Annotated in this window: 2 protein-coding genes; both read left to right on the top strand. The window is 59.5% G+C overall.

The features are described from left to right. Positions 1-744: S41 family peptidase (locus WA354_RS11985; RefSeq protein ID WP_472813246.1), on the top strand; the 744-nt coding region annotated here is incomplete at its 5' end. Positions 745-839: 95 nt separating this feature from the next. Further along, positions 840-1597: 3-dehydro-L-gulonate 2-dehydrogenase (yiaK, locus tag WA354_RS11980; protein WP_472813245.1), on the top strand; the 758-nt coding region annotated here is incomplete at its 3' end.

Genomic DNA, 1597 nt, shown 5'->3' with positions numbered 1-1597 from the left:
AGCTTGCGAATCGGTGATGCGGAGGGGAAGACGCCGCGCGATATTTCGGTGACTCCGATTGCGAGCGAAGCGGCGATGCGCAATGTTGACTGGATCGAAAGCAACCAGAAGAAGGTGGACCAGCTCTCGGGCGGCAAGCTTGCGTACGTGTATCTTCCGGACACGGGCGAGGGTGGGTTCACAAATTTCAATCGCTACTACTTTGCGCAGACAAATAAGCAGGGTGCGGTGATTGACGAGCGCTTCAATGGCGGCGGGCAGGTGGCGGATTACTTTATCGAAGTACTGGGGCGGCGGATCGAATCTTACTGGGCGCCGCGGTACGGAAAGATCGAGCACACGCCAAATGCGGGTGTTTATGGACCGAAGGTGATGATCGCGAATGAGTTTTCGGGTTCGGGCGGCGATGCGTTGCCGTGGTTGTTCAAGCAGGCAAAGCTGGGTCCTCTTGTCGGCAAGCGGACCTGGGGCGGCCTGGTGGGCATCGGGCCGATTCCAGTGTTGATGGATGGCGGACACGTGACTTCGCCCAGCGTGGCGTTCTTCTCGCCGAAGGGCGAGTGGGACGTTGAGAATCATGGTGTGGATCCCGACTACGTGGTCGAGCAGGATCCGAAGGCGGTGAGCGAGGGGCACGATCCGCAGTTGGAAAAGGCTGTTTCGCTGGCGCTCGAGGAATTGGCCAAGTCGCCGCAGCCGGAGGTGCACAAACCTGCTTATCCGAATTACCACAAGGGACAGTGATCAGTCGTCAGTGATCAGGGGTCAGTGAACACGATCGAACGGAGCCAGCGGAGTTAGACGCGCGCCGCTCGTGTTCGCGGAGTGGGTGAAACTGCATGCTGAGAATCCGCTTTGAAGATGTTGAGAGCAGGCTGGCAGACGTGCTGCGTTCCATTGGATTCAGCGACGCCCGTGCAGAGTTATGCGCGCGCCTGTTTGCGGAGACTACCTGCGATGGAGTGTATTCGCACGGCGTGAACCGATTCGCGCGCTTTGTGTCGACGGTGCGGAATGGGAGTGTCGATCCGAATGCGGAACCGAAAGTGTTGGCGCAGTTTGGAGCGATGGAACGGCGGGATGGACAGCGGGGGCCTGGGAATCTAAATGCGCACAAGGCGATGGCGCAGGCGATTGAATTGAGCCGCGAGCATGGGATTGGCTGCGTGGCGATGGGTAATACGAATCACTGGATGCGCGGCGGCACGTATGGATGGCAGGCGGCAGATGCGGGCGTGATCGGCATTTGCTGGACGAACACGATGCCGAATGTGCCACCGTGGGGTGCCGTTGAGCCGGCGATCGGGAACAATCCGCTGGTGATCGCGGTGCCGCGCGCGAAGGGACACGTGGTGCTAGACATGGCGATGTCGCAATTCTCATATGGGGCGCTGGAGACCTATCGGAAACGGGGAGAGATGTTGCCCGTAGAGGGCGGATTCGACACGGAAGGAAGGCTGACGCGTGATCCGGGGGCGATTGAGAAGTCGCAGCGATTGTTGCCGGTCGGATTCTGGAAGGGATCAGGGCTGGCCGTAGTGCTGGATATGATTGCGGCAATGACTTCGCTGGGCAATGCTACGCATCAGATCGCAAA

This window comes from Occallatibacter sp. (genome assembly GCF_049802275.1).
Taxonomy (GTDB): Bacteria; Acidobacteriota; Terriglobia; order Terriglobales; family Acidobacteriaceae; genus Telmatobacter.
Note: the sequence above shows the minus strand (reverse complement) of the source record. Positions and strands in the feature narration are given on the sequence as shown.